The following is a 20,755-nucleotide window of genomic DNA, read 5'->3' as shown; positions in this document are numbered from 1 at the left end:
AGAGCAGTGATCATTGCGGTCCCTCCATACGCTGCGTTTACCGGATTGAGCCAGAATACGGCGAGCCTAGCACACCACTTTGGGGTTTACGCTCAGATGAAGCAGTTGGTGCTGTTGTGGCAATTTCATCACCAGAGAAGGGGCATTGCCCGCAGACTTCCCTGCATGATAGAGCTGTAACAAACCGTGATGCACGTTCCATCCGAGGGAATGATCTACAGTGGCCCCGGCAAGATGAGGAGAAGCGAGTGGAGGCACCAGCCAACCCTTCAGTGGTGATTGCCGTCTTGACGTATCAGCGCCCTGAGGATCTGCAACTTGCCTTGCCTAGGCTGTTGCAGCAGGCTGATTCAGCCACCATGGAAGCCACCGTGCTGGTGGTTGATAACGATCCCCACGGCAGCGCCCGCAAAAGCGTCCAAGATCTGGCAACGGCCAAGTTACGTTATGTCAATGAAACCAAGCCAGGAATCTCGGCCGCCCGCAACCGGGCATTGATGGAATCCTCCGGTGCAGACCTATTGGTCTTTATTGATGATGACGAGGTTCCGGTGGAGAACTGGCTCAACCAGCTGCTGGAGGTGCAGCGGAGCACAGGAGCCACTGCTGTTGCTGGGCCGGTGCTATCTGAATACGCACACGAACCCTCAGAGTGGATCAAGGCGGGAGAATTTTTTACTCGCAGGCGAATGGCCTCCGGTACCAGGCTGAGCGTGGCCGCCACCAACAATCTGCTGTTGGATCTAGCCACCATCCGCAAATTGGGCCTGGAGTTTGATGAGCGGTTTGGGCTCAGTGGCGGATCAGATACTTTGTTTACCCGGCAGCTGGTGAAGCATGGGGCAAAAATGGTGTGGTGCGATGAAGCAGTAGTGATTGACAGGGTGCCGGAAGGGCGGCTCACCACTGATTGGGTGCTCAGAAGGGCGTTGCGCAGTGGTAATTCCTGGGCACGGGTTTGCCTTGAACTTGCCCCGGGCCCACTCCAGCGAATCTCCGCCCGGGTGCGGCTGGCCGGGCTCGGCGGAGTACGGCTGGTAGGCGGAGGCGGGCGCTACATTGCAGGAGTTGCAGTGAGGCGCATCAGCCACCGGGCCAAGGGGATGCGGACCGTCGCCAGAGGGTTGGGCATGCTCTCAGGGGCTTTCGGGTACGTCTACAGTGAGTACCGCCGCCACCCGCGTCAGTAGAGGCCGGGGTGCATAACGCCAAAACGGCCCCGGTCGTGAAATAAACACGTCCGGAACCGTTTAGGTGGTGCCATTGCTGGCCCAGGCAACGTTACTTGTTGAAGTAAATGCCCTTGTTGGTGCCCTCGGTCAAGGGGGTTTTGGTGTCCGCCCACTTGTTGGTGGAAAGCCCGGTCACCGTGCTGGCAGCGCGGTCCACAACGCGGATGGGGTACTTAGCACCGTCCCAGGCGTACTGGTTGTGGCCCAAGTAGTTGTTGCGCACAGTGATGTCAATGTGGCTTTGTTTGTTGGCGCTGTGATCGATGGTGATGCTGGTGAAGCCGCCATCAACGTAGTTCTGTTCAACAACAACATTCTTGAGCTTGGTGACATGCTGTTGCAGCAACATTGCCGTGGTGGTGTAGAGGCCTCGTACCGGGGCGGCGCTGCCCTTTCCAGGAACCACATCACCAACAATGTTGTTGCCGGAGATTAGAATGTTCTCTCCACCCTGGAGCTGAATACCGTCATTGTGGGTGCCGTCCTTGTGGGCGGGGTCTTTACTCCAGTACGTCAAGGCATGGATGTAGTTTCCCTTGGCGGTGACATTGGCTGCCGCCGGGCCGGTGGGACGGTTGAAGATGCCGAGACCGTCATTGGTGCCCTTGATGTGGTTGCGGAGCGCCGTGTAGTCGTGGCCAACAATGCCATCACGGTAGTAGGAAGGGCTCTGCGGGATGATGGTTGAATCCTGCACCACAAGGTTCTTGACCTTGGCGTCATTGGCATCCACCACACCGGTGTTGGACTTGGGGATTTCCACTCCGCCGTGCAGACGGCTGTTCTTGATGGTGACGTTTGCGGCGCGGACCTTGATGTCACCCCAGATCTCCATACCGTCCAGAACGGTTCCGTCCTGGGTGATGATCAGGGGGGCTCCGCTGGTGTTGTACGGCTTCAGTGCCGTACCGGAGAGCACTCCGGTAGTGCTTTCGCTGGGCTTGTACGCACCCGGTACCAAGGAATCGCGCCCCTGATCGAGGCTGGGAGTCCCTGGCAGGGCTGTGTTGTTTTCGGTGCTGCCTGAAACCTTCAGGTTGTCATAGCGAACGGTGATGGGCGCGTTTGTGGCGCTGCCGCTGAGGTACCCGCCCAAGGCTACGGTGCCTGTGGTCTGAAGTGCTGCGGTGGAGTCAGTGACGGTGAGCTGGTTGGCGGGCAGCGGTGAACCTGAGGGCCAGACAACGGCACTCAGGGTGGTCTTGTCCAGACCTTTCAGGGAAACCTTGACGTTGATGGTGCCGCTGGCTTTTGCCGTGAAGCCGCCTGCTGCGCTCTGCAGTAGTGTTTCAGCGCCGTTGACAATACGCACTGCGTCAAAACGCACGGCGCCGTTGGGGCTGACCTTGACCTTGAGGCGGTATTCGTTTTTGCCGGCCTGGCGGGGGGTGATGTACATGTACATGTCACCGGCCACGGGCAGCTTGTTCAGTGAGAATGCAATTTGCGTATCACTGGTGCGGGAGCTGAAGCCGGAGAGTGAGTTGGAGAATCCCTGACCGTTTTTGATGACAAGATTTCCGCTGCTGCCGTTGACCAGTGTGGTTCCAGCAGTAGCCGTCCAGGTGCCACCGGAATCGGCTGCGCCCCAACCACTAGATACGCTCCTGTTGAAGGAATCTGTGGCGGTCACTGTGGAGGTGGCCGCCATTGCGGTGGCACTTCCGCCAAGTAGCGCGGCGGCTGCAACAGCTGCTGTGGCAGCTGCGGCAGTGAATTTGCGCGCGGTAAATCGGCGGTTTGGAACAGGGCTGTGCATGAAAATCCTTAGCTGGGGGGAAGGCAACGGTAATGATCGTAACCTTATTGTTATTAATCACCCAAGTTAATGGGTGTTGTTGGCCGTAACTTTCGGGTATAAGCGTCATTGTGTGCCATTTGTACCAAGTAGGGGTTTGTATTGAGGCATCCCCCTGTTGCAGGCATCTTTGGGTCATTTTGTGACGAATCAAAGTGGTTCAAGTCACATGTCAGGCGAGGTTTTGTGATTGTTCACACAGAGACGTATTTGTTATCCATCACACTCACATCTAGCGCAGCTGAGGTGGTTTATGGACCTGTGGGTCGCGCACTTGTAGCTGCGCTGCAGGACTGACTTTCGGCGCTATAGCTGAGGACGTCCCAAGGCGCGGTATGTCCAGCCTGCCGAGCGCCACTTTTCCGGATCCAAGCAATTGCGTCCATCCACAATGGTCCGCGTGGCAACCAGGCTGGCCAGTTCATAAGGATCCATGGAAACGTACTCTTGCCATTCGGTGAGGACCATGATGGCATCGGCACCCCGGACGGCTTCTTCTAGGGACTCCGTGAGTACAAGGTCAGGGAAACGTTTGGCGGAGTTGGTCACGGCTTTGGGATCGGTGGCCACCACGGAGGCGCCCTGAAGTTGCAATTGGGCAGCCACGCTCAGTGCGGGGGAGTCGCGCACGTCGTCGGAATTGGGTTTGAAGGCGAGCCCCAAGACGGCAATTTTTTTCCCCAGCAGGCTGCCACCGCAGACCTCCCGGGCCAGGTCGACGGTGCGGGAGCGGCGGCGCATATTAATGGAGTCAACCTCCCGCAGAAACGTCAAGGCTTGGTCAGCGCCCAACTCACCGGCCCGGGCCATGAACGCTCTGATGTCCTTGGGTAGGCAGCCGCCGCCAAAGCCCAGGCCTGCATTGAGGAACTTCCTGCCAATTCTGGGATCGTGGCCCATAGCATCAGCCAACTGGACAACATCAGCCCCGGAAACCTCGCACACTTCGGCCATAGCGTTAATGAAGGAGATTTTTGTGGCCAAAAAAGCGTTGGCGGCAACCTTGACCAGTTCCGCTGTGGCGAAGTCAGTGATGATACGGGGCACTCCGGCGTGCAGCGCTGATGCGTAAATTTCATCCAAGACCAAGGTGGCCTCATCGTGGCCCGGCCGGATGCCGTACACCAAGCGGTTGGGGGAGAGGGTATCTGAGACGGCAAAGCCCTCCCGGAGGAACTCTGGGTTCCAAATCAGAATAGCGTCGGGGCAGCTTTCCTGGATCTGATCACTTAGGCGTGCCGCCGTGCCAACCGGAACCGTGGATTTTCCCACCACAATGGCTTCCGGGAGCAGATGAGGGAGCAAAGCTTCGATGGCACCGTTGACAAATGTGAGGTCAGCGGCCTTCTCGTTTTTGCGCTGGGGAGTACCAACAGTGAGGAAGTGAACCTTGCAATCCTTCACGGCGGCTATGTCCGTAGTGAAAGTCAGCCTGCCTGAGGCCAGTGCGTCAGCGAGCATTTCCGGCATGCCTGGTTCAAAAAACGGGGCAATTCCGGCATTGAGGGCATCAACTTTAGTAACGTCAACATCCACCCCCACCACTGTGTGGCCCAGATCAGCCATGCAGGCTGCATGAACCGCGCCAAGATAGCCACAACCAATGACTGAAATTTGCATGGAAACCCCTTTAGCCTTGCAAAGGAATACTGCCCTCTGATGTCAGGGCCAGTGTAGGCCATGGTGCGCGGCTAAGTGGTGGAAAGAAGTGGGCGGCAGCAGAGCCAAGCAGCAGAGCTAGGAAGTGCTCGCTAAGGAAGAGGTGCTGCACTAGGCTTCGGATATGCACGGTGGGTCACACCAGGGGAGGGGACTTGATGAGTGTTCCGCAGGCAGGTACACGGCTCCAATGGATGGATACTCTGCGGGGTTTAGCCATTCTTCTCGTACTTATCTGGCATGCACCAGCCATTCCGGCACTCTTTGGCTATGAGATGCCACTGTGGCTCGAAGCCGTAAATAACTTCTTTCTCCCCTTGAGAATGCCAACGCTCATGTTTCTTTCAGGGCTGTTGCTGACCCGCTCCATGGGCAAAGGGCTGAAGATATATTACGTGGGGAAGTTCAAAGCGCTCCTCTGGCCGTACCTACTCTGGGCCGGACTGCACATGGTGCTCTATGGCCACGGTCTTGAATTATCAAGCCCCCGCGCATGGATTGCCACAGGATACTTGTGGTTCCTTTTTTACATCACCTGCTACTACATGGTGGCGCCCCTAGTAACGAAACTGCCCGCGTGGCTGCCACCCATTGCGCTGATAGTGACTTCTATCCCGTTGGAGGACGGGCTGGCCAAGAAACTGCTTTACTTTGCGGGATTCTTCTTCGCTGGACACTTGGCCATGCAACACCGGAATATTCTCGCAAAACTCACGCAGTGGCCTATTGCGGGATATTGCGGTGCTGTTGCTGCACTCTTTGGGATTGTCTCAGCCGCCAGAGGCACTGAGCTGGCGTATCGCGGGGAGTTTGCTCTCTTTAGCCTGATGGGGATTGTGGCAGCAATAACCCTCACTGAGAAGTACTCCGCGGCGTGGTGGGTGCGTCCCGTTGCCTTCGTAGGCAGGAACTCCCTGATCTACTATGTTGCCCACTTCCCCATCATTTTGTGCGTGCTCTATTTGGTGGAGGCCATGGGACTAGGCAACGTGTGGCTGATTGCTATTCCGGGACTGATCCTCTCGCTGGTTATTTGCACGCTGTTGTCCAAGTGGCGTCAAGTCATTCCCGTGAGGTGGCTGTTCCAAGCACCTGATCCTGCAAGGCTCGTAACCAGCCGCAGCAGGTAAGTCACCCCTGAGGTGCCACCCAGAGCAATCAATGCGATAATTAGGGATGTTGAATGTGACGTATTTGCGTCATGTCCGTGCCAGCCCAAACCGGCCGGTGTTGTAGACAATAGGGAGTAGCCCGTCTTGATCTTGAAATCTGCCAGCCATCCTCACGACGGCCCGCTCAACGATACAGAGGTGCTGCGCATCCGTAATGACTTCCCCATCCTTGAGACACAAGTCAATGGAAAGCCGCTTGTCTACCTGGACTCCGGGGCCACCTCGCAGAACCCGCTCAGCGTGATGGAAGCCGAGCAGGAGTACTACGAGCAGCGCAATTCTGCAGTGCACCGCGGCGCCCACACCCTGGCGGTGGAGGCCACTGACGTCTTCGAAGACGCCCGCAGCACGGTGGCCGCCTTCATTGGCGCCGCAGACAATGAGCTGGTGTGGACACAGAACGCTACGGCGGGCCTGAACCTCATCGCCTACTCCTTCGGCAACGCTAGTGTTGGCGCCGTTTCCGAGGCTGCCAAAAAGTTCGCCCTCGCTGCCGGAGATGAAATCCTGGTCACCGAGATGGAGCACCACGCCAACCTCATTCCCTGGCAGGAACTGTGCCGGCGCACCGGGGCTACTTTGCGTTTCATCCCCATTCACGACGACGGCACCTTGGACATGAGCGCCGCCGCAACACTCATTACAGAACGCACCAAGGTTCTTGCCTTCACCCACGTCTCCAACGTCACCGGTGTCATCAACCCGGTTGCGGAACTGACGGCCATGGCACATGCCGTGGGCGCCCTGGTGGTCTTGGACGCGTGCCAATCGGCACCTCACCTGCCCCTTGACGTCAAGGCCCTGAACGTTGATTTTGCCGTGTTTTCCGGTCACAAGATGCTCGGCCCCACAGGCATTGGCGGTCTGTACGGCCGCGCCGAACTGCTCGATTCCATGCCGCCGTTTTTGACCGGTGGCTCCATGATCACCACTGTCACCATGGAGGAGGCCGCTTATCTGCCGGCCCCGCAGCGTTTTGAAGCGGGCACCCAGCCCATTTCCCAGGCTGCCGCGCTTGCTGCCGCCTGCAACTACCTGAGCGAGACCGGGATGGAGCGTATCCATGCCTGGGAAGCGGAACTTGGCCAGCGCCTGGTGAAGGGGCTGGAAGGTATTGAAGGGATCCGGGTACTAGGTCCTCCCTCGGGCGTTCCCAGAGCTGGCTTGGCCTCCTTTGAGGTGGCAGGGGTACACGCGCACGACGTCGGGCAGTTCCTTGACGCTGCCGGCATCGCCGTCCGCGTGGGTCACCATTGCGCCCAGCCGCTGCACCGCCGCTTAGGATTGAACTCCTCCACCAGGGCGAGCACTTATTTGTATAACACCACCGGCGAAGTGGACGCATTCTTAGCCGCTGTGGCTGGGGTCCGTAGCTACTTTGGCGTGGAAGGAGCAGCAGTATGAGCGCGTTGGATTCGCTGTACCAGCAGATCATTTTGGAAGAGTCCAAGACCCGGCGGGGCGGGGATCTGCGCAACGATCAGCTTGATGGGCAGCACCTGCCCGCCAATGTGGGTCAGTGCCACCAGCTCAACCCTGTCTGCGGGGATGAGATCACCTTGCGGATAGAGACGGCTGATTCAAAGGTCTCAGGCATTCATTGGGCGGGGGACGGTTGCTCCATTTCAATGGCGTCGGCTTCTATTCTCAGTGACATGGTGGTGGGGCTTGACCGCGGGGAAGTGGCTGCGTTGATTGAGAGTTTCCGCGAGGTTATGCGTTCACGCGGGAAATTGGTGGCTGATGAGGAGATCCTCGGTGATGCTGCGGCGCTTTCCGGTGTCTCAAAATTCCCGGCACGGGTCAAGTGCGCCATGCTGGCCTGGGTTGCTGCCGAGGACGCCCTGAGCCAGACCCTGTAAGGCCGATAGCCTAGGCGCCGGCGGGGCGTCTTGCCGGGCTCAGGGGCTTAGGTGGGTAGCTCTGAGGCGGGCGGGACTAGTGGCTGCGCTGGCCTGGATATCCGGAACAGGGCAACGCACAGCGCCCCGAGCAACGCACCGGAGGCGTTGGCAACTACATCGCGAGGGTCCCCGAAGCGTTCGGGCAAGAAGTAGTTTTGGCTGAGTTCTATGATCGCCGAAAGCAGCGCACCGGCGGGCAATGCCAGCCACCACAGGTATGGACGCAGCCGCACTGCCACAATGATCCCGAACGGGATGAACATGATGACGTTCGCGGTGAACTCGATGGTGGTGTAGCTGGCAATCCATTGGGGGATACTCAAGGACCGTAGCCAGCGCAGGAAATTGAGCAGCTCTCCACCCACGGGCCGGTCAACGGGCGTAGGCCAGAACACTATGGCCGCCAATGCCACAAAGTAGCCCACAACAAGGATGATAGCCACTTTACGGCGCCAGGTGTTCACGTGATCAGTCTAGGCGAACCCATAAATGTAGGAAGGCCCGGAACCAATGGTTCCGGGCCTTCCTTAGTGCTAGCGGGTTACCCCGGCAGCTCAGTGGTTCTTTATGCGTTAGCGGATTCGCGGTTGCGGCGGCGAGAAACCACCACGGTGCCAACGCCAGCGCCCAAGGCGCCTACGCCAACCAGTGACCAGATCAGAACGCTGGAATCAATACCCGTGGAGGCCAAGCCGCCATCGTTGTTGCCAGCTGCGTCATTTCCTGAGCCATTGCCGCCGGCGCCTGCGCCATTGTCAGCAACTACCTTAACAACCTGGCTTACAGTAACGCCTGATTCGCGGCCTGTGGCGGTCAGGGTGTAGGTGCCCGTCTGGTCCAAGGTGATGGCCGTGGAGAAGCCGCCGTTGGCATCAGCCGTTGCGGTGGTGGGTGCCGGAGCAGCAGGCTTGATGATCATGGGTACGGAGGCTGAAACGCCGCCACCCATTGAACCAAGAGCGCCGCCAGCTACAGGGCTGCTCTGGACAACGGTGATGTCAATGATTTCACCGGGCTTGAAGCCTGAGCCGGCAAAGATGACAGCTTCACCGGGAACAACGGTTCCGGTGGAAACGTTGGATGACGGAGGGCCAGCCGGGTAAGAGTCGGAAGGTGCGGCCTGAGCGGCAACGCTTCCTACGGAAAGTGTCAGGACGCCCGCAAGGGCAAGGCTGATGAGAGTTTTCTTCAAGGTATGTTCCCCAGATTCATATTAGGTATCGGCGGTTCCCCCGGTGAGACCCCGATTTAGTGTCAGATTATCAGTTTGAGTGTGACTTTACCAACCGAGTGGATGAAGTCTCACCCTTTGGCTAGTGCGGTTTTATCGATAGGTTAGTATGCGCTTTTCGCGTTCATACGCCATTAGTTTCCCGTACATCCAGTGGCCTTCTGTTCGGGCAAAATGACGTCCTTAGTATCCTGAATAGTAGGCGTCACGCGAAGTTCTGCCTGACCGTTCTGGACCACTTTGGAAAAATCAATTTCCACGGTCTGGGTTTGGCCAGGTTTCAGCTGCACGTGCACAATACCCACTGGACGTTCAGCATGGGTGTAGGAAGCTATGCCAACGTCCTTGCCATCTATCCTGGCCTTCTCCGCACGTGCTTGTGAGGGCCCGTAGGCAATAACGTTGGTAGCCACATTGCCTATGGGCACGCCGAATACTGCGTTTCCGCTCACGTAGGCGGGAAGGGATTCGGCAGCGTTGGCTGGCGCCGTGTTGGTCAGGGAGATTTTGGCCGTGTACTGGGCATAACCGCCTGCATGGCAACGCTGGATGAGCTGCACCGTACGTTTAACGTAATAATCCATCTTGGCGCCGGTGCCGTCATTGAAATAAACACCAAAGCCAGCAGCAGGCACACTGGGACCCGAGATGGAGCCACTGATTTTTGTATCGCTGAGAATGGCTTGTTCATTTCCGCGCGAAGACCACAACAGGATCCGGTTATCACTGACACCGGTAGCTAAGGAATCAACGAGTTTATCCCCGGGAGTTCTGCCGGAGGCCACAGTATCAAAGACTTTCTTCGCAACTTCTGCAAAGTAAGCGTCTTGGAGTACTGGTTCTTGAATTTCGGCATACACCTGAGAAAGCAACACCGGAACAAGATTGGCGCTGGTCAACCTGGTAGGCAGTTCGCCCATGCTGGCGCCCTCGGGAAGGGCAGGGTTCACCGTGATGGGACCTGTCGCCTTCAGTACCAAGGAAAGCGCCACGGGGTCAATGGAGATGACGCCGTCAATGACTTGCCCCGGGTGGCGCTGCAGCCAGATGGATCTGGCCGTGGAAGCCGCAGTAGGGAAGTCAGGTGTCATGTTGACATCCTGCATGTAGTTGCCCATGCGGGTGGAAAAGATGGTTTCCTGCACCGGATCCACCTTGATGGCGGGGCTGATTGCTCCCATGGCGCTGGCCGAGTCCTGGTTAGTGAGAGTAATTTTCCCATTCTCAGCATGGAGCACGGCAAGTGCGCCGGGGATGCCGCCGCTGGCACGGACTTCAGCATTGTTTTGAATCAGCAGCAAATAATCTCGTGGACCATCAACGCCCATCATTGCAGGCACTAGTTCAGCAGCGTCAGCAGCAGTGGATAGCAGCCCGCGCAACTCATCCAGCTGGTCCTTCGCGCTATTCAAGGGTTCTGAGATTTGAGCAAGCAGAGGCTTCTGATCAATACCGGCAAGCCGGTGGTAGGAGAGCTCCACTGAATTGGCGGCAGAAACTACGCTGGGGGCTGCTTTTTGAAGGGGGGCAAGCTGCACAGCTCCGTCAACCGGGGTGAGGGCTTTCCAATCCAAGGACTGAAACGCGCCCACCAATGGTTTCGCGGCAAGGGTCACCACATCATTCGCTGTGGTGCTCACTTCCGAGGCTGCCGCCAGGTTGGGACCTATCCAAGGCAACCCGCTGGCCAGCTTCCAGAGTGGATCCGTGCCAGCCTTCTTTGCAGCTGCTGTATGCTCCGCCAGAGAGTTTACGGTGGCGCTTGCACTGGAAACGTCATTGGCCAGCAGGTCCTTTTTGAGGACCGGCAACAGTTGGTTTGTGGCCTCAAGGTTGTCCTTGATTTCCATGGCACGGAAGCCCAACCATGCTGTGGCGCCTCCCAACACCACCAGCAAGGCAAGGGCACTCACACCCCACCGAAGAAATATTGTTCGGCGCTTGCGCCGGAGAGCTGATGGCTGCGTGCTTCTGCGCAGACGCTGGCCGCCCACAGCGGATTCTTCGATTGGTGCTTTGTTCCCTGTTGTATCCGCCATTGTTAAGGGCGTCCCATTCCGCGGTAGGTCCACCCAGCCGCACGCCACTTGCTGGGCTCCAGAACATTACGTCCGTCCAGGATGCGGGGTGAACGGACCTGGCTGATCACCGTATGGGGGTCCAACTCGAGGTATTGCTGCCATTCGGTCAACAAGAGAACGGCGTCCGCGTTTAGGAGAGCGGCAGTTAAATCGGGTTCGTAGTTCAGCTCTGGGAATCGGCGGGCAGCATTGCTGAGTGATTGCGGATCGGTGACGGTGACCACTGCGCCTTGGAGCTGTAGCTGTGCGGCAATGCTCAGGGCGGGGGAGTCCCGGACATCGTCACTGTTGGGTTTGAATGCAGCGCCTAGAACTGTGATGCGCTGCCCTAGAAGAGTGCCATTACAGATTTCCCGTGTCAGTTCCACCATCCGTGTACGGCGGCGCATGTTGATGTCATCCACTTCGCGCAGGAAAGTCAGGGCTTGGTCTGCACCCAGCTCACCGGCACGGGCCATAAAGGAGCGGATATCTTTGGGCAGGCAGCCGCCACCAAAGCCGATGCCTGCGTTGAGGAACTTCCTGCCAATTCGGTCATCCATGCCAATGGCATCTGCCAGAAGCGTCACGTCTGCACCAGCAGCGTCACACACTTCAGACATGGCGTTGATGAAGGAAATCTTGGTGGCCAGGAATGAATTAGCCGCGGATTTAACCAGTTCTGCTGTTGCGTAATCAGCCACAAGTCGCGGTGTTCCGCTGGATAACGGAGTGGCGTAGACCTCATCCAACAGCTCAACTGCAGGGTGGTCTTCTGCCGCACCAGGAACTCCGTAGACAAACCTGTCAGGCGTCAGGGTGTCTTTGACCGCGTGGCCTTCGCGCAAGAACTCAGGGTTCCACGCCAAGTGTGCCTCGGGCTGGTGTTCCTGGATGAGTTCAGCCAAACGCTCGGCAGTTCCAACGGGCACTGTTGACTTGCCCACCACAAGTTCGCCCGCCCCCACATACGGAGCCAAAGCGTTGGTGGCAGCATCTACGTAACTAAGGTCCGCAGCCTTTTCACCCTTTTTCTGTGGTGTGCCCACGCAGATGAAATGAACTTCACTGCCAGCGGCTGCAGCCATGTCTGTGGTGAACGTCAGGCGGCCAGTCGCTTGAACTTCGCTCAGGAGCTCTTCCAATCCGGGCTCGAAGAATGGAGCTCGGGCTGCGGAAAGCTCGGCAACCTTGTGTGGGTCTACGTCGATGCCGACTACTTCATGGCCCAATTTGGCCATGCATGCTGCATGTACGGCACCTAGGTACCCGCACCCAATTACTGAGATTTTCATTGAGGAAGCCTTAAATGTTTTGATTGTGATAATTACTACTAAGTGCGGAAATCGAAGCATGTAGGGAGCCAGATCAAACGGCACCGGTACTGAAAAAGACTGCTTTGAAGGTCTTGAAAAGAATTAGGAGATCTGCGGCCATTGACCAATTCTCAACGTAATAAAGGTCTAGTTTGATGCTTTCGTCCCAAGTCAGATTAGAACGACCGCTTACCTGCCAAAGTCCGCTCATACCGGGCTGGACATATAGCCTGCGGTGCGCCGCGTGGTCGTAGAGGGCAACTTCACCGTCCCGTTGCGGTCGCGGCCCCACCAAGCTCATGCTGCCAAAAAATACATTGAACAGCTGTGGTAGCTCATCCAGGGAATATTTTCGCAAGATCCCTCCGATGGGTGTAATGCGAGGGTCGTTTTCCACTTTGAAAAGTGGCGTACCCGCTGAGCCTTGAGCCACCAGTAGTTTATCGAGTTGGTGGTCGGCACCGGGCACCATCGACCTGAACTTGGTCATTTTGAAGGTTGAACCTCGCAATCCCACACGTTCTTGGAAATACAACACAGGCCCGGGGCTTGACAGCTTGATTGTCAGAGCAATAACCGCCAAAACAGGAGAGAGGATCAAAATCAAGAGTGCCGAACCAAGCACATCAAATGAACGCTTGGCGACTCGCTTACCACCGGTGAGTTTTGGAGTGGAAACATGGATCAAGGGTAGGCCTGCCACAGGCTGAGTGTGTATGCGTGGGCCAGCTATGTCGGTGAGAGCCGGTGCCAAGATCAAACCGATATTGGCTGCCGCCAAGTCCCATCCGAGTTGACGCATGGTTTGGGGCGTGAGTCGAACTCCGGTGGTGATGGCAACAGCATCCGCACCGCTTGCGCTGACTACATTTCGGATCTCTTCCGCTGTGCCGTTTCCATGAAAGAGAGGCAGATCAGGTGCGTCAGCTATTGCATGAGTATCATTGGAAGCCAAGTAGCCCGCTATTGGCGAATATCCTGCGTTTGGAGCTCGTTGCAATGCGCTGACCAGATGTCCGATCGCTGACGGGCCCCCTACTAGCAGTAGTCGCGATACGCTTCCTCCTCGGCTGCGCTCCAGGCGTAGATGCTGCCGTAGTACCCACCGTCCAGCGATTAGACCAACTGCGCCCAAAGGGAAAGCTGAGCCGACGTAGCTTCGTGCTAGATCGATTTGTAAGGCGTAGGCAACTATCGCGATTGTCCCGAATAGCCACAGAGTGGCTGCGAGAACCCGCTTGTATTCCTCAGCACCAGCACCGAGCATTCGGGGTTCCCTACTGCCCCATGCTCCAAGCATCAACCACCAGAATGGAGGGAGCAAAATTGTAACCAGAGTATATGTGGCTACGGGGGCGCCTGCAATTGAATCTGAGGTAGCGGGGTGAAGGCCAAAACGGAGAAGATGAGCTCCCACGATTGACCAAGTTACAACCACAGCATCGACCATACTGATGCGACGAGCGTAGCGTGTTCGCCAGTTCTTTGAATTCAATTGTTTCCCCAAATAAACGCGTACATATAACAGATTACTTCATAAATCGAACAACAATACACCACTATTCAGAAGCAAAACTCTCCTGCTTGTGAACCTAATCTGAGGTAATTCAGCCTCGTCTGGAAGCCCTGCTTATAGGACCACGCAGTATTCTATCGAATTCATCTTCATCGTGAAGCTCGACACTATCGGCTGTCCTGATTCGATTTTCCGAGATAACTAGAGGCCCTGTTTCACTTTCTGACCTTGAGCTATATCCATAATAGCTGTATGCGTATGCGTCGGGACCCTTGATTGGAACGCGATTAAGTACTATCCCTAAGACGTCAGCATCTACGAGTTTAAGAGTGTTGAGTGCCTTTTCAACCTCGGTAGATTTTACCGTATGGCAACCTACAACCATTATAACGCCTCCGACTCTTTGTGCCAGCACGGCTGCATCGGTAACAGGTAGCAGGGGAGGAGCATCTATGACCACTGCATCAAAATCTGACTCCAAACTCTGGATCAATGATGACATGTTTTCCGACCCTAGTAATTCACTGGGATTTGGAGGGACTTGTCCAGACGTCAGTACCTGAAGTTTATGTTCACCCCATGGTTGGAGAAGATCGTTGAGATGGGCTTCTCCCACCAATGCAGTGGTTAGACCGGCAGCGCCCTCAAGTCCCAGATACTTGGCAACCATGGGTCGGCGCAGGTCGGCATCGACCAGTACAACGGACTTTCCAGCCTCGGCCATAGCCAGAGCAAGGTTGGTTGCTGTGGTGCTCTTACCTTCTCCAGGGAGTGAGGACGTCACGAGGAGAGTATTGCTGCTGATGTTGACTTGAGCGAACTGAAGGTTCGTACGTAGATGCCTGAATGACTCCGAACGATGACTGTGGCTATTTTCTTCGGAAAGCAACGGATTCTGAATGGCGTCGTGGTCGAAGGCTATGCCGCCAAGCACCGGCACGTCGGTAATACGGATCAGGTCCGCTTCCCCTCGAATCCGTGTGTCCAGACTAGTTCGAAGTAGCGCTGCTACTATTCCTAGTGCTAATCCCAAAAATAGCCCTAATACGATGTTGACCGGCAGATTGGGCGATGAAGGTGCCGAGGGCGCAGTAGCAGGCGTTACCACTGAAAGCTTCACAGGTGAAGAACCACCGTCCGTTGGCTTTTCCAAGTTGTCGACCGTCGTGATCAAACTACTGGCAATGGCATGGGCTACTGCTGCGGCTTGAACCGGCGATCTGTCATCTACGGAAATAGTTATGAGAACGGTTTTAACGTCTGACGTTGTTTTAATGGATTTTGCCAGCTGCTTTGGGGAAATTTCGAGGCCCAGAGAGTCGATAACGGGTTGCAGGACAGTGGGAGTCTTCGCAGTCGCGACATAGGACGAAACTCTCGCCTGAACGAACATATTGCCAGTCTGCAGATCCTGAACAGATCCAGAGTTTTGAGTTGCCACGAAGAGTTGCGTCTCAGCTGTATACACCGGCTTGCTCAATACGGAAAAAGTCCCGCCGGCTAGAAGTCCAACTAGTCCTAGTGCAATGACACTAATCCAGTTGCGGCGAAGCATGCGAATGTAGTCGCGTAATTCCAAGTTCGGTGTCCCCATTTGGTTGTATCAGATGCTTAACAGCTGTTGTTGCCGAGCTTTTGCCTCGGCATATCGATCATAGCGGAGATCCAGTACTTCTCAATAATTCGCAGCCGTCCGAGTCAAGTCAATGAGGTTACAGGGCTTGTGTGGGCCGAGGTCAGTGAGTTCGCAACATTCTTGTGAAGACTAGAGTCCGAATACGTGAGTGTCATCTAGCAGTTCATTGTTGAGATTTCAGCACCCACTCATCGGCGACAGTCCATCACAAGGGTTACGCAACACCTGCTTTCAAGGAGACGAAACCAGATTTCACTGAGATTCACCCAGAACCGCGGAGAGCCCGGTACCTTGGGGTCTTGGAAAAATGTGGTGCCAGCTCGAGCGCTTCGATCGTTGATGGGGACACGTAAATTCTTACAAAGTAGTGGAGCTGATTGGCATGGATCGGGCCCTTCAAGCATTTGTTGCTAAGACGGGTTGACGCCGCCTGCAACCCTAGCCAGTAATCGATTTTGCAGTTGCGCCGGGCCTCTATTTGGTCACAGGAGAAAATTCGGCATGGCGCCGCTCTCGTCGTTTTGAGAGCGTCGCGCCACCAGGACCCGACGCAAGAAATAGCAAAAACATAGCAGGAAATACAAGTCCCCCATCCAGAGCCAGTGGATTCCAGATAACTTCGGTGAGGCCAGCAACAAGAGAATAAATAACGAAACCAATTATCAAAGCATTACCCAAAAGTCCAATATTCCCAGCCAAAATAGTTTTGAATAATATAAAAGCAAACAAAGCTAAAGCAAAAATGCCGCCACCGAAAATCAGTATCAAATACTCTGAATGCGGGAACAACGGTGGCACAATGCCTATTGACTGATAAAACACCCACCGATCAATGCCCAATCCGACAGGCCAAGCATCACCAAGAGCACGTATGCCCGCTATCCAAGTGTTGCCTCGATTGCTTAAGCTTGTTGGTTCCGAAGTCATTATTAGAAAAAGTCCAACGAGCGAAAGACTTAGAGTACTGAATAAAGCAAAGCAAATGGCCCAAACATTTTTCCTCCGCCATCCCGTTTTGTTTATGATGAGCGTAGACATGACAAAGGCGGCAGTTCCAAATAGTGTAGCCAACTGCGACGTTCTGGATTCGGTTGCGAAAAGGCACAATAAGAAAGTTAAGCAAATCAAAAAGCGCCTATATCCAGACAAAGCAGCCAAGCTGCAGATAAAAGCCGCACCTGAAAACATAGCGAGAGAATTTTCCGTATTATATCCACCTATATAAAGAGCACCAAAAGGACCGCATTTAAACTGGTCACAGGGACGCCATGCGGATGCCGCAAATAACGCAGTTATATTTACAAATAAAGATCCTACAACAAATGACAGCGCCGGCAATCGCCAGCTTAAACGCGTATTAATTACTAGATTCGTAAATACCAGTAAAAATATACCGGGGAGAAGACGACCCAGAAGTAACAAATAGGGGAGTTCGGGGTTCTGAAGTATGTTAACAAACCACATCCAAAGAGGGATGATTGATATCAATAGTATTGCAGACCGACCCCGACCAGTCACATTTGTACTCGTCTTCTTATTCACGCTCAAATCTATGATAAGCACAAACAATGCCACAATTATTAACATAACGCCATATGTAATGTTGGCAGGAACAATCGACGAGTTCATTAGAAGAATTGCAGGAATTAATAAGCTTATAAATGACGCGACAAGGCGATCATCGCTCTGTCGTATTTCGTGATACAAGCGGTTAATTACCAGCATCACAGATATAAGCGAAAGTAAGGGAACAAACAACTCAACGTTTGTCATAAAGTGAATACTCTTTTCGATCCTGACGCACTACCTCATTGACCAGAGCTGTCCATTTTATAATAAAATCTTGTAAAGAAAAATATTCGTCTCTTAATGAATCAGCCGCTGCAAAAACATCTTGAGTGTAATCTTGTCTATTTATCTCAATAACAGCATCGGCAATAGCACTAGGGGATGCTTCGGTAAGAACTCCAGGGACAAAATCACTGATAAGGTAATTTGTGGCAATACAATGCGTCGCGATTACTGGAACTCGGGCCTCAGCGGCTTCAACGAGCACCAAGCCAAAAGTTTCGGATTTACCTGCGTGGACAAGAAAATGGGATTCGCCTAATAAGAGAGAAATTTCTTGAGTGTCCAGAAATCCGGTGAATTGTACTCTTTCTTGAAGTCCGGCGAGCCTAACTTGCTCTTGCAGGCTCGCGCGAAGAGGACCATCTCCAACTAGTATGAGTGAAACGCTGCTGGGCAGTAGTTCGAGAGCTGATATAATTAGCCCTTGCCTTTTAATCGGATTAAATGATCCGATAGAAATCAGTTTGATTGATTGTGTGTCAGATAAACTCATCCGACTCACCATGTTGCCACGATTCAAAGCGACTACTGGATTGTTGATAGGCGTGACATTCCTGTGCCCTTCGGAAACTAAATCGTTTGCTAGAGGTGCACTGACTGCAACGAGAGCAGGAGTACGTCTATATAGAAATTTCGCGAACTTTGAAAGAAGCTGCAAGCGATTGTCGAACATATACTTTTCAGACAAGAGCGAGTGCTCCCATATAATGGTTCGGCGGCAGTTCCTCAATCGTGCAATTAACCACGGAATAGCTACCCAGACGCCAACGAGTATTGTAATGTCATCTGTTTTACGGTTGGCCGAGCCAAATATTCTGATTGGACTGAGTAACCGACCGAGACCCTTGCGACTGTTCCCGAGACTCTCAATATGAACATCGGCTATCGTAATTCCGTCGATGCTTCCCAATGAAATGATGCGAACATTAAATTCTCGAGCCAGTTCACGAGCTAGAACTATGGCAAGTTTCTCTAATCCAAATGTTGGATATAAATGTGATACAACAATCAGTATGCTCCTACGGGCATCAATGTCCTGAGGGCAAGCACTATCGTTTTCCTTCTGGGGCTTCTTTCTTTTCACTTAAGTACGCTCATTATCCGTTCTAGAGTTCCACGTCCAATAATCCCAGAAAATCCTATCAGAGAAGACTGCAAGCTCGGGAGCCGTCTATTTCTGATTAGAGCAAGGCAAGTCGATATGAAGCCGGTTAGGCTTCGAGCTTGAAAGGCATATCTTAGTGTTTGAGCGGATAAAAATTCGGCCAGAGTCTTTGGGCTAGTTTCTACAAGAGCAGCTTGTGCCCAGTCTAAAGATGATTTCCAGTCCGATGAAGAAGAAATTGACCCCTGAGATCCAACATCGTAAACTACAACTGAGTCTTCGATCTGTTGAAAAAATACTCCGTCTAATGCCGATAGGCGGAGCAAATAATCCCAGTCTTGGTGGCGTTTAAGTTCAGTGTCCCACTCAATGCTACGTGCCAATTCCATAGGTAGCAGCATCGTGGAGGTTGCGAAAGACGACCGACCTGCTCCTGGCCTGCGTTTATGGAACAGATATTCCCAGATGGGTTGACCGGCTTGAATAAGGGAAACGGGAGTATGTTCCGTAAAAGTCTTAGACTTGGGATAATGTAAGTTGACTCTACAACCAATAACTGGGAGAAGTCCTTTTTTAAGGATTTCTGTAGCCAAGTCCATTTGTTTTTCTATCTTGTCTTCAGTCCAATAGTCATCATCGTCAAGATAAGCCAGCCAGTCCCCATTGGCATAGCTCATTCCAATGTTTCGTGCACCCCCACCTCGGCTATTTCCTCCAGTACACACAACAACATCGGCATCCGAGAGGACGTTAAGTGTCTCGGATGTTATCTGCGATTGAGCGAGATCAATGACTACGATTATTTCTATCTGATAGACGGTCTTCTGGTTCCTAGCGCTTAATATGGCTCTGCTGAGTTCATTGCGTCCAATTGTTGGAATAATAACCGAAACGATTTTGTCTGACTTGGAGGGATTCTGAACAGATATTGGTTTACTGGAGAGTGTGAATGGCTTCATGAGTCTTCCGTCTACTGGCTTTTTTTTCGAGCCTTAGTGCATATGTCCACATGGTTATTGCTAGTACGAGTTCGCAGACAATAGTAGTTATTATGGCTCCCTCTATTCCGAGTTGCGGAATTAAAATTAGATTACCCATAAAATTTGCCAGGGTAAGCGTGATCTGAATACTCGTCCTGAAACCCTGATTTCCTGATCCCGTAAGCGAGTCTCCAGCTGTAAAACTCAAGGGTCTGATTAATAGTACAAATGCCAGTCCTCTCATAATAGATTCGCTACGTTTAAAATCATCTCCTAGCAATATTGTCACCAATGGGGCGGCGAACTGGACTATAGTGAATCCAAGGGCGCCTAGGCATAAGCATGGTAGGAGGATCTTTCGAGCCAGCCGATTCGATGCCGCGATTCCTTCTTTACCTGTTTTGAAAAATTTAGGATAAAAGGCAATAGCTATGGATCGTATGGGTACATAGGCCATGTCAATGATCTTATAAGCCGAGGCGTATATTCCTGCGGATGAAGTTGATATCATACTTGCCAATTGGGTTTTATCAATATCATTGTAGGCCGTCGCTGCGGAAACGCCAAAGCAAAATTGGAGGCCCTGACGTATTTCACTTCTACTGATTTTCCAGAACTTATTGTAGTTTGCGGGCCCTGGACTTAGTTGAGTTGTAATAAGTGCAATGACTAGGGCGAGAGGCAAAGTGACAAGGGAATATACAACTGACCAAACCGCTATATCTACGTTTATCTGGTTGAACATTAGAAATGCCGTAGCAATCAACCTCAAAAAATTGATCACTGGGGGAAGCCACACGAGTTGGGAACTCTTGCCAAGTGCCTGCCAGAAACTTCCTGACATTTCAATTATTTTTAGACCGACCGAGTCAGCGACTATAAGTCCAAAAATCACAGCTATGGAGGTATCAAAAGCTTTAAAATTGGATACAATATAAGCTGTAGCGGCTGCTAATAGAGTTCCGAGGAGGGTTGAATATAGTAGCGCTCTAAGCCATTCTGATTTTGCCGAAGACTTCCCTTGCGCGATATTGCGAACCATTAAGATGTTGGTACCGATTGAGCTGAAAGGAGCAGCAATTGCCCCTGCGGCTACGATTGCTGCGAAGGTTCCGTATCCCGACACGCCTAGAAGCCTAGCCAAAAGGATGAAATATAGTGCTTGAATTGCAATTCTAGCGACTTGCCCTGTCATGACCCCCAGAATGTTTTCTGGGCCAATCAGTAAGCGTCGCAGCTTAGGTGGAGTCCAGTTCAAATCTTATGTTACCTAATCGTTATGTGCTGTGAGATCT

General features: G+C 53.5%; 16 protein-coding genes. 4 read left to right on the top strand and 12 right to left on the bottom strand.

The annotated features are described in order from the left end of the window. Positions 1-248: 248 nt before the first annotated feature. On the top strand, positions 249-1,190 hold the full coding sequence (locus CVS29_RS01690; RefSeq protein WP_245932003.1) for a glycosyltransferase family 2 protein: 942 nt from the start codon (positions 249-251) through the stop codon (positions 1,188-1,190). 91 nt (positions 1,191-1,281) lie between these two features. On the opposite strand, the gene CVS29_RS01685 is transcribed toward CVS29_RS01690, so the two are convergent. Then, complete coding sequence (locus tag CVS29_RS01685) at positions 1,282-2,991, bottom strand: right-handed parallel beta-helix repeat-containing protein (protein ID WP_110104592.1); 1,710 nt, start codon at positions 2,989-2,991, stop codon at positions 1,282-1,284. Between the two features lie 345 nt (positions 2,992-3,336). Then, positions 3,337-4,650, bottom strand: coding sequence for a UDP-glucose dehydrogenase family protein (locus tag CVS29_RS01680; RefSeq protein WP_110104591.1), 1,314 nt, complete (start codon positions 4,648-4,650; stop codon positions 3,337-3,339). Positions 4,651-4,847: 197 nt separating this feature from the next. Between CVS29_RS01680 and CVS29_RS01675 the strand changes: the two genes are divergently transcribed. The 3 genes from CVS29_RS01675 (at position 4,848) to sufU (ending at position 7,723) form a co-directional block, all read left to right on the top strand. Continuing rightward, positions 4,848-5,819: an acyltransferase family protein gene (locus tag CVS29_RS01675; RefSeq protein ID WP_110104590.1), complete on the top strand. Its 972-nt coding sequence runs from the start codon at positions 4,848-4,850 to the stop codon at positions 5,817-5,819. A 126-nt stretch (positions 5,820-5,945) separates the two neighbouring features. After that, a complete protein-coding gene (locus CVS29_RS01670; protein ID WP_110104589.1) occupies positions 5,946-7,265 on the top strand; it encodes a cysteine desulfurase in 1,320 nt (439 codons plus the stop codon). Then, on the top strand, positions 7,262-7,723 hold the full coding sequence (gene sufU, locus CVS29_RS01665) for a Fe-S cluster assembly sulfur transfer protein SufU (protein ID WP_110104588.1): 462 nt from the start codon (positions 7,262-7,264) through the stop codon (positions 7,721-7,723). The genes CVS29_RS01670 and sufU overlap by 4 nt, the downstream gene beginning before the upstream one ends. A gap of 47 nt (positions 7,724-7,770) precedes the next feature. On the opposite strand, the gene CVS29_RS01660 is transcribed toward sufU, so the two are convergent. The 10 genes from CVS29_RS01660 to CVS29_RS01615 all read right to left on the bottom strand — a co-directional run bounded on the left by CVS29_RS01660 (position 7,771) and on the right by CVS29_RS01615 (position 20,718). Then, positions 7,771-8,229 (bottom strand): VanZ family protein, encoded by a 459-nt coding sequence (locus tag CVS29_RS01660; protein WP_110104587.1) that lies wholly within the window; start codon positions 8,227-8,229, stop codon positions 7,771-7,773. Between the two features lie 101 nt (positions 8,230-8,330). Further along, positions 8,331-8,957: an LPXTG cell wall anchor domain-containing protein gene (locus CVS29_RS01655; protein WP_110104586.1), complete on the bottom strand. Its 627-nt coding sequence runs from the start codon at positions 8,955-8,957 to the stop codon at positions 8,331-8,333. 173 nt (positions 8,958-9,130) lie between these two features. Further along, positions 9,131-10,909 (bottom strand): DUF4012 domain-containing protein, encoded by a 1,779-nt coding sequence (locus CVS29_RS01650; protein WP_245932002.1) that lies wholly within the window; start codon positions 10,907-10,909, stop codon positions 9,131-9,133. A 128-nt stretch (positions 10,910-11,037) separates the two neighbouring features. Next, positions 11,038-12,351, bottom strand: coding sequence for a UDP-glucose dehydrogenase family protein (locus tag CVS29_RS01645; RefSeq protein WP_110104585.1), 1,314 nt, complete (start codon positions 12,349-12,351; stop codon positions 11,038-11,040). A gap of 73 nt (positions 12,352-12,424) precedes the next feature. Then, positions 12,425-13,822, bottom strand: a complete 1,398-nt coding sequence (locus CVS29_RS01640) for a sugar transferase (protein WP_110104584.1) — start codon at positions 13,820-13,822, stop codon at positions 12,425-12,427. Positions 13,823-13,979: 157 nt separating this feature from the next. Next, a complete protein-coding gene (locus CVS29_RS01635; protein ID WP_110104915.1) occupies positions 13,980-15,467 on the bottom strand; it encodes a tyrosine-protein kinase domain-containing protein in 1,488 nt (495 codons plus the stop codon). 531 nt (positions 15,468-15,998) lie between these two features. Continuing rightward, the gene (locus CVS29_RS18165; protein ID WP_146212963.1) at positions 15,999-17,297 is read right to left on the bottom strand and encodes an O-antigen ligase family protein; all 1,299 of its coding nucleotides are present in this window, start codon (positions 17,295-17,297) and stop codon (positions 15,999-16,001) included. Then, a complete protein-coding gene (locus CVS29_RS01625; RefSeq protein ID WP_110104582.1) occupies positions 17,284-18,459 on the bottom strand; it encodes a glycosyltransferase in 1,176 nt (391 codons plus the stop codon). The genes CVS29_RS18165 and CVS29_RS01625 overlap by 14 nt, the downstream gene beginning before the upstream one ends. Next, positions 18,456-19,439 carry a glycosyltransferase family 2 protein gene (locus CVS29_RS01620; protein ID WP_110104581.1) on the bottom strand — a complete coding sequence of 328 codons (984 nt, stop codon included), beginning with the start codon at positions 19,437-19,439 and terminating at the stop codon, positions 18,456-18,458. The genes CVS29_RS01625 and CVS29_RS01620 overlap by 4 nt, the downstream gene beginning before the upstream one ends. Further along, positions 19,414-20,718, bottom strand: a complete 1,305-nt coding sequence (locus tag CVS29_RS01615; protein ID WP_257032424.1) for an oligosaccharide flippase family protein — start codon at positions 20,716-20,718, stop codon at positions 19,414-19,416. The genes CVS29_RS01620 and CVS29_RS01615 overlap by 26 nt, the downstream gene beginning before the upstream one ends. Between the last annotated feature and the right edge of the window lie 37 nt (positions 20,719-20,755).

It is taken from the genome of Arthrobacter psychrochitiniphilus (genome assembly GCF_003185915.1).
GTDB classification, from domain to species: Bacteria; Actinomycetota; Actinomycetes; order Actinomycetales; family Micrococcaceae; genus Specibacter; species Specibacter psychrochitiniphilus.
This window is presented reverse-complemented; position numbering and strand designations above follow the sequence as displayed.